Origin of the sequence: Bradyrhizobium sp. UNPF46 (assembly GCF_006658625.1) — a bacterium.
Lineage (GTDB): Bacteria > Pseudomonadota > Alphaproteobacteria > Rhizobiales > Xanthobacteraceae > Bradyrhizobium > Bradyrhizobium nitroreducens.
Genome location: NZ_LFJB01000084.1, coordinates 110,458 through 118,339 on the forward strand (window position 1 = coordinate 110,458; position 7,882 = coordinate 118,339).

6 protein-coding genes are annotated in these 7,882 nt (G+C 66.4%); all 6 read left to right on the forward strand.

The genetic code is table 11. The features are described from left to right. Positions 1-10 precede the first annotated feature (10 nt). The 6 genes from UNPF46_RS30435 to UNPF46_RS30460 all read left to right on the forward strand — a co-directional run bounded on the left by UNPF46_RS30435 (position 11) and on the right by UNPF46_RS30460 (position 7,440). A complete protein-coding gene (locus UNPF46_RS30435; protein WP_100177561.1) occupies positions 11-391 on the forward strand; it encodes a hypothetical protein in 381 nt (126 codons plus the stop codon). 89 nt (positions 392-480) lie between these two features. After that, entirely contained in the window at positions 481-1,233 is a 753-nt protein-coding gene (gene recO / locus UNPF46_RS30440; protein ID WP_100177562.1) for a DNA repair protein RecO, read from the forward strand. 99 nt (positions 1,234-1,332) lie between these two features. Further along, the gene (locus UNPF46_RS30445) at positions 1,333-1,608 is read left to right on the forward strand and encodes a hypothetical protein (RefSeq protein ID WP_100177563.1); all 276 of its coding nucleotides are present in this window, start codon (positions 1,333-1,335) and stop codon (positions 1,606-1,608) included. A 60-nt stretch (positions 1,609-1,668) separates the two neighbouring features. Then, a complete protein-coding gene (gene parC, locus UNPF46_RS30450) occupies positions 1,669-3,927 on the forward strand; it encodes a DNA topoisomerase IV subunit A (protein ID WP_100177564.1) in 2,259 nt (752 codons plus the stop codon). Between the two features lie 413 nt (positions 3,928-4,340). Continuing rightward, a complete protein-coding gene (locus UNPF46_RS30455; protein WP_142252452.1) occupies positions 4,341-5,891 on the forward strand; it encodes an ABC transporter substrate-binding protein in 1,551 nt (516 codons plus the stop codon). A gap of 4 nt (positions 5,892-5,895) precedes the next feature. Continuing rightward, positions 5,896-7,440 (forward strand): GMC family oxidoreductase, encoded by a 1,545-nt coding sequence (locus UNPF46_RS30460; RefSeq protein ID WP_142252453.1) that lies wholly within the window; start codon positions 5,896-5,898, stop codon positions 7,438-7,440. The last annotated feature ends 442 nt before the right edge of the window (positions 7,441-7,882 follow it).

The window sequence follows — 7,882 nt, forward strand, 5'->3', positions numbered from 1 at the left end:
TCGGTATCCGATGAGCGTGCCCACCAACGTCCGGCGCTTCGAAGCGCTGCTCTATGCATCGTTGATGCTGGATGCCGTCTCGGTCGCGGTGCAGGACCGCACGCCCAATGCCGAGATGACCGAGCAGATGATCATGACGGCGACCTTGCTCGCCGGCGGCATGATTCTGCTGCTGGTCTATTTCGTCCGGCTCGCCGCGCATGGGCGCAAGAACTGGCCGCGCTGGGTGCTGGCGGCAGCGCTCGTGCTGTCGGTGATATCGCTCGGCCAGATCATCGGCGAGAAGGGCTTGGAGCTCGACAGCGCCATCGAGATCGTGTCCTGCGCGCTGACGACGATGGGCCTGTATTTCTCCTTCAGCGGCGACGCGCAGGGCTGGTTCAACGCCTAGCGTCATTCCGGGTTCGCCTCCTCGAGGCGCCCCGGAATGACGGTGACGAGAGCGCTGCGCTCCTCGCTGGAATCCTGTAATCTATCCACATGGAATGGACCGACGAAGGCATCGTGCTGGGCGTGCGGCGGCATGGCGAAAGCAGCGCCATTGTCGAGCTCCTGACCCGCGCGCACGGCCGGCATCTCGGTCTCGTGCGCGGCGGTGCCAGCTCGCGGCTGCGGCCGCTGCTGCAGCCGGGCAACAGCGTCAGCGCGGTGTGGCGGGCGCGGCTCGACGAGCATCTCGGCACCTATGCCATCGAGGGGCTGAAGCTGCGCGCGGCCACGCTGCTGGGATCGTCCCATGGGGTCTACGGCGTCACCCATCTCGCCTCGGTCGCGCGGCTGCTGCCGGAACGCGATCCGCACGAGGAGATTTTTGCGCTGCTCGAGCATTCGCTGGATGATTTCGACGACATCGGCAGCGCTGCCGTCCACCTCATCCATTTCGAGCTGGCGATGCTGGCCGAACTCGGTTTCGGCCTGGCGCTGGAGAATTGCGCGGTGACCGGCGAGACCACCGACCTCATCTATGTCTCGCCGAAATCCGGCGGAGCGGTGTCGCGTGGCGCCGGCGAGCCGTGGCGCGACCGGCTGCTGCGGCTGCCGCCTTTCCTGCGTCATGGCGAGACCGCCAGCGAGCTCACGGACCAGGATCTGCAGGATGGCTTTCAGCTGACGGGCCTCTTCCTGCAGCGCCACGTGCTGGAGCCGCGCGGGCAGGGCCATTCCGACGCGCGGGCAGGCTTCATCAACGCCCTGACCCGGCAGCAGGCGAGGGCGGCCATCTCCGCGCCATGAGCGAAGCGGGACTCTGCCTTGCTCCTTCACATGAGGTTCCCCGGAACGAAATCGGGGTGGTCGAGTTCGCCCTGAGGTTCCACAACGGGGACAGCCTAAATGTTGATCAGGGGATTCGCCTTGTCCGCGGCGCTGCTTGCGTTCGCGCCTGATGCCATGGCCGGAGAGCCGCAGCCGGGCGTGTTCCGGCGCGCCTCGTGCACCGTCGTGCGGTACTATGTGGCCAAATATTCCGCTGCAGCCGCAGAGACATGGGCCCGGTCGAAGGGCGCGACGGAGGCCGAAATCGAGGCCGCCCGGCGTTGCCTGACCAATGCGCCGGCACCTAGCCAGGCCCAGACCCCGACTGTGACGGCCGGCTGGGCCGGCCAATAGGCCGCCCCCGGGAACCAATCCATCCTTGCCCGATTTCCTTCCACGGTTTAACCGGGCGGCATGGGAAAACGAATCGTTCCGCCGGAAGAACCGGCCGAAATTCACGAGGTCCGGCTGCAGGAGGCGCTGGAAGAGCGCTACCTCGCCTATGCGCTCTCCACCATCATGCACCGCGCGCTGCCCGACGCGCGCGACGGCCTGAAGCCGGTCCACCGGCGCATCCTCTACGGCATGCGCCTGCTCAGGCTCGACCCCGGCACGGCGTTCAAGAAGTCCGCCAAGATCGTCGGCGACGTGATGGGTTCGTTCCATCCGCACGGCGACCAGGCCATCTACGACGCCATGGTCCGCCTCGCGCAGGACTTCTCCTCGCGCTACCCGCTGGTCGACGGCCAGGGCAATTTCGGCAATATCGACGGCGATAATCCCGCCGCCTACCGCTACACCGAAGCGCGCATGACCGATGTCGCGCGCCTCCTGCTCGAAGGCATCGACGAGGACGGCGTCGAGTTCCGCCCCAATTACGACGGCCAGTCGAAGGAGCCGGTCGTGCTGCCCGGCGGCTTCCCGAACCTGCTCGCCAACGGCGCGCAGGGCATCGCCGTCGGCATGGCGACCTCGATCCCGCCGCACAATGCCGCCGAGCTTTGCGAGGCCGCGCTGCATCTGATCGAGAAGCCCGACGCCAAGTCCAAGGCGCTGATGCGGTGGGTGAAGGGGCCCGATTTCCCGACCGGCGGCATCTGCGTCGATTCCAAGCAGGCGATCGCCGAAGCCTACACCACCGGCCGCGGCTCGTTCCGCGTCCGTGCGCGGTGGACGCAGGAGGAGGGCGCGCGCGGCACCTGGGTCGTCGTCGTCACCGAGATTCCCTTCCTGGTGCAGAAGTCGCGGCTGATCGAGAAGGTCGCCGAGCTGCTCGACCAGAAGAAGCTGCCGCTGGTCGGCGACATCAGGGACGAGTCGGCCGAAGACGTCCGCATCGTGATCGAGCCGAAGTCGAAGAACGTCGATCCCGCGCTGATGATGGAATCGCTGTTCCGCCTCACCGAGCTCGAGAACAAGATTCCGCTGAACCTCAACGTGCTGATCAAGGGCCGCGTCCCCAAGGTGGTGGGGCTGGCGGAGTGCCTGCGCGAATGGCTCGACCATCTGCGCGACGTGCTGATCCGCCGCAGCAACTACCGCAAGGCGCAGATCGAGCACCGGTTGGAAGTGCTCGGCGGCTTCCTGATCGCCTATCTGAACATCGACAAGGTCATCAAGATCATCCGCACCGAGGATGAGCCGAAGCCGGCCTTGATGGCGGCGTTCAAGCTCACCGAGGTGCAGGCCGAAGCGATCCTCAACATGCGGCTGCGCAGCCTGCGCAAGCTCGAGGAAATGGAGATCCGCACCGAGGACAAGAACCTCCGCGCCGAGCTCAAGGGCATCAACGCGGTGCTCGCCTCCGAAGCCGAGCAGTGGAAGAAGGTCGGCGAGCAGGTCGGCAAGGTCCGCGACATGTTCGGGCCGAAGACGCCGCTCGGCAAGCGCCGCACCACCTTCGCGGACGCGCCCGAGCACGATCTCGCCGCGATGGAGGAAGCCCTCGTCGAGCGAGAGCCGGTGACGGTCGTGGTCTCCGACAAGGGCTGGATCCGCACCATGAAGGGGCACGTCGAGGACCTCTCGGGGCTGGCCTTCAAGCAGGACGACAAGCTCGGCTTTGCGTTCTTCGCCGAGACGACATCGAAGCTTTTGCTGTTCGCCACCAACGGCAAGTTCTACACGCTCGACGTCGCCAAGCTGCCGGGCGGACGCGGTCACGGCGAGCCGATCCGCCTGTTCATCGACCTCGAGCAGGAGGCCGCGCCCGTCGCGCTGTTCGTCAACAAGGGCGGACGCAAATTCCTGGTCGCCAGCCACGAGGGCCAGGGTTTCGTCGTCAACGAGGACGATTGCGTCGGCACCACCAAGAAGGGCAAGCAGGTCCTCAACGTCGACATGCCGAACGAGGCGCGCGCGATCACCGAAGTGCTGGGGGATACCGTCGCGGTCATCGGCGAGAACCGCAAGATGCTGATCTTCCCGCTCGACCAGGTGCCGGAGATGGCGCGCGGCCGCGGCGTGCGCCTGCAGAAGTACAAGGACGGCGGCCTCTCCGACATTGCCGTGTTCGAGGCCAAGGCCGGCCTGACCTGGAAGGACTCCGCGGGCCGCGAATTCTCCGCGACCATGAAGGAGCTCAGCGAGTGGAAGGGCACCCGCGCCGACGCCGGCCGTCTGCCGCCGAAGGGTTTCCCGAAGTCGAACAAGTTCGGGCGAGTGATCGGGTAGGGGCTCTCTTGTCCCGGACGCGCTGCAGCGTGAAACGCTGCTGCGCAGAGCCGGGACCCAGCGTCGGCAGAGCACGCGGCGAGATGGGCCCCGGCTCTGCAGCGCACCGCACCGGACGATACTTCGCATCGCCGGGGACGCTGCGCCGCGTCCGGGGCACGAGAGAGCGTGACTCCATTCGGTTCTCCTCCGTCATTGCAAGCGCAGTCAAGCGATCCAGACTGCCGCCGCAGATAGACTCTGGATTGCTTCGCTGCGCTTGCAATGACGAGAGGTGGTAACAGCGCGCTTTGACCTGCATCGTGCAAACGCGCGGCTGATAGTCGTGAGCGCATACGTAGCTTCGCGGTATGGGCACGAACATTGCTTTTTGCTGGCGACCGTAACCGTTTCGCCAAGGCAAGAAGAAACCAATGTTCAAACTCAGGACGTTCCATCCGGCGTTGCTCGGCCTCGCGATTGTCGCGGCGCCAGCGCATGCCGCGGGCAATCTCGTCGCGGTGCTCGAGGCGGAAATCGTCACGCTCGATCCGCATTTCTCCACGGCCTATATTTCGCGCACGTTCGGCTACATGGTGTTCGACACGCTGTTCGCGAAAGACTCCAAGGGCGACATCAAGCCGCAGATGGTGCAGGACTGGAAGGTCTCCGCGGACGGTTTGACCTACACGTTCACGCTGCGCGACGGCCTGAAATGGCATGACGGTCAGCCGGTCACTGCGGCCGATTGCGTGGCGTCGCTGCGTCGCTGGGGCACCCGCAGCGCGCTGGGCCGCCGCATCTTTGCGATCACGGCCTCGCTCGAGCCGACCGATGCGAAGACCTTCGTGCTGACGTTGAAGGAGCCCTCCGGCCTCGTCATCGACGCGCTTGGCAATCCCGTCAGCCCGGTCGCCTTCATGATGCCCGAGCGCATCGCGAAAACACCCGGCGACCAGCGCATCACCGAGATCATCGGCTCCGGCCCGTTCGTCTACAGCAAGGCCGATCACCGCACCGGCGATCGCATGATCCTGAAGAAGTTCGCCGACTATCTGCCGCGCCCCGAGCCCGCCGACTTCCTCGCCGGCGGCAAGCGCGTCAACGTCGATGCGCTCGAGATCCGCGTCATCCCAGATGGTGCGACCGCGGCGTCCGCGCTCCAGGCCGGCGAGGTCGACTTCATGCAATATGCGCCGTTCGACCTGCTGCCGCAGTTGGAGAAGAACTCCCGCGTCAAGCTCGTCAATTTCACCGGTGGCAACATGTTCGCCGGCGCCTATCGCCTCAACGCCGCGTCGAAGCCGTTCGACGATCCCGAGATCCGCCGCGTGCTGTGGAAGCTGGTCGATCAGCGCGAGGTGCTGGATGCCCTCGGCCTCGATGCGAAATACGCGACGCCTTGCGCTACCTTCTTCACCTGCGGCACGACCTATGAGAGCAAGGCCGGCACGGAAGCCGCCGCCAAGCCCTCGATCGAGGCGGCCAAGGCCGCGCTGAAGGCGACCAAATATGCCGGCGAGCCCGTCGTCGTGATGGAGGCCAACGATCTCGAAGCCCCCCGCGTCTCGGCGCAGGTGCTGGCGGAGCGGCTGAAGGCCGCCGGCTTCAACGTCGATCTGCAGGTGATGGATTGGGCGAGCGTGCTGGCGCGCCGCGCCAAGAAGGAGGGCTGGAGCGTCTATGGCGTTCACGCCGGCGGTTTCGATCTCGGCTCGCCGCTGACCAACGTCATGGTCGCGTTCAACTGCGCCGATTTCACCGGCTGGCAGTGCGATCCACGCATCACGCCTTTGATGGAAGCTTTCGCCAAGGCGCCGGCCGAGGAGGACCGCAAGAAAATCGCCGGGCAGATCCAGAGCGTGATGTACGATCAGGCCCCCGCGATCCCGTGGGGACAATTTGCGCAGCCCGCGGCCTATCGCGCCACCTTGCGCGGTCTGATACCGTCCGCCATCCCCGTGTTCTGGAACGTCGAGAAATAACGCGATGTACGATGTCATTGTTGTCGGCGGCGGCTCAGCCGGCGCTGCGGTTGCGGCGCGGTTGTCCGAGGATCCCGCACGGCGCGTGCTGTTGCTCGAAGCCGGCCGCGACTGGCGCGCCGATGAGGCGCCCTGGGAGGTGAGGACGCCGAACCCGATCCCGATCATCCACAAGCGCGAGTACCAGGAGAAATGGCAGTGGCCTGATCTGTTGTCGCGCCGGGTGGCCGGGCAGGAGCCGCGCTTCTACTGGCGCGGCAAGGGACTCGGCGGCTCCTCGATGATGAACGGGCAGATCGCGATCCGCGGCGTCGCCGATGCCTTCGACGAATGGGCGGCCAATGGCTGCACCGGCTGGTCGGCGAAGGAGGTGATGCCGCTGTTCTCCGTGATCGAGGACGATTTCGAGTTCGGCGATGCCGAGGGCCACGGAAGCGGCGGGCCGCTGCCGGTCTATCGCGCGCCGCCGGAGACATGGGGCCCGATCGACCGCGGTTTGCGCGATGCGGCGCTGGCGAGCGGCTATCCCTGGTGCGCCGATCTCAACGGCCCCGACGGCGAGGGCGTTGCCTGCTATCCCATCAACAGCCGCGACCTGCGCCGCATCAGCACCAATGAGGGCTATCTGGAGCCCGCGCGCGGCCGCGCCAATCTGGAGATCCGGGGCCACGCGCTGGTCGATCGCGTGCTGATCGGCGACGGCCGCGCCACCGGCGTCCGCGTTCACATCGAAGGGCAGGGCACTCACGAGATCAGCGCGCGCCAGGTCGTGCTCTGCGCCGGCGCGATCCACAGTCCGGCGATCCTGCTGCGCTCGGGCGTCGGCCCGGCCGAGGAGCTGAAGGCGATGGGGATCGCGGTCGCGCGCGATTTGCCGGTCGGCCGCCACTATTTCGACCATCCGCTGTTTCGCGCCACGATCCAGCTCCACGAAAATCTGCGGCCGACCGATCCCGACACCCGCCACACCAATTGCTGCGTGACCTATTCCTCGGGCCTTGCCGATGGCGGCAAGCGCGACATGATCCTGATCGCGTTCAACCATCGCGGCATCGGCGTGCCGGGTGCGATCGGCGCGGGTCTGTTCAACGCGTACTCGCGCGGCACGCTCAAGCTGGCCTCGGCCGATCCCACCATCGATCCCGTCGTCGAGGAGAACATGCTGGCCGATCCCCGCGACATGCTGCGCATGATCGATGCGGTGAGGCGGCTCGCGGTGATCACGTCGCAGCCGGCGCTCTCCGGCATCGCCGACTGGATCAGACTCGCCGACACGGATTTGACGCTGCCGCAGGCCGCCGCGCTGCCGGATCACGAGCTCGACGCGGTGCTGCGCCGTGAGACCGGCGACATCCAGCACGCCGCCGGCAGCTGCCGCATGAGCGGCGCCAATGATGCCGATGGCGTGGTCAACCCCGATGGCACCGTGAAGGGCATCGCGGCCTTGCGCGTCGCCGACGCCTCGATCATGCCGTCCGACTGCCGCGCCAACACGCATTTCACGACGGTGGTGATTGGCGAAGCGATCGCGCGGATGATGATGCGGTAGTTTCTGCCGTCCGTCATCCTGAGGTGCGAGTGGCGCGATGCAAGGCATCGCGCCGGGAGCCTCGAAGGATGAACGGCCCCGCTGCGAGAGCCGGGCCGTCGCCCTTCGAGGCTTGCTCAGTGGCGCGATGCGCCCCTGAGCGCGCACCTCAGGGTGACGGTCATGGTTTTGCGCTCGCAATGACGGAGCAGTTGGCGGGGCCATTGCGCTCCAACTCACATTTCAAACAGCAGACGCGCGTTCGCCTTCTCGCGACGCATCTCGCCCGAGTTTTGCTTCATGTGCCGCGCCCAAAGAGACAAGGGCGCAGGGAAGGCCGGGCGCCGGCTGGCACCCGAGATCCGTGCGCGATAGAAATGCACACGGGGTGGACCACAGGTGTTGCCGGTCGCCCGGCCTTCCCTGCGCGAATGGTTTTAACGGTGTCCTTCGTGCTCTCCTC

Excerpts from the sequence above, each read along its gene's own strand:
- UNPF46_RS30435 (WP_100177561.1), top strand. The coding sequence starts at position 11 with ATGAGCGTGCCCACCAACGTCCGGCGCTTCGAAGCGCTGCTCTATGCA.
- recO (WP_100177562.1), top strand. The coding sequence starts at position 481 with ATGGAATGGACCGACGAAGGCATCGTGCTGGGCGTGCGGCGGCATGGC.
- UNPF46_RS30445 (WP_100177563.1), top strand. The coding sequence starts at position 1,333 with ATGTTGATCAGGGGATTCGCCTTGTCCGCGGCGCTGCTTGCGTTCGCG.
- parC (WP_100177564.1), top strand. The coding sequence starts at position 1,669 with ATGGGAAAACGAATCGTTCCGCCGGAAGAACCGGCCGAAATTCACGAG.
- UNPF46_RS30455 (WP_142252452.1), top strand. The coding sequence starts at position 4,341 with ATGTTCAAACTCAGGACGTTCCATCCGGCGTTGCTCGGCCTCGCGATT.
- UNPF46_RS30460 (WP_142252453.1), top strand. The coding sequence starts at position 5,896 with ATGTACGATGTCATTGTTGTCGGCGGCGGCTCAGCCGGCGCTGCGGTT.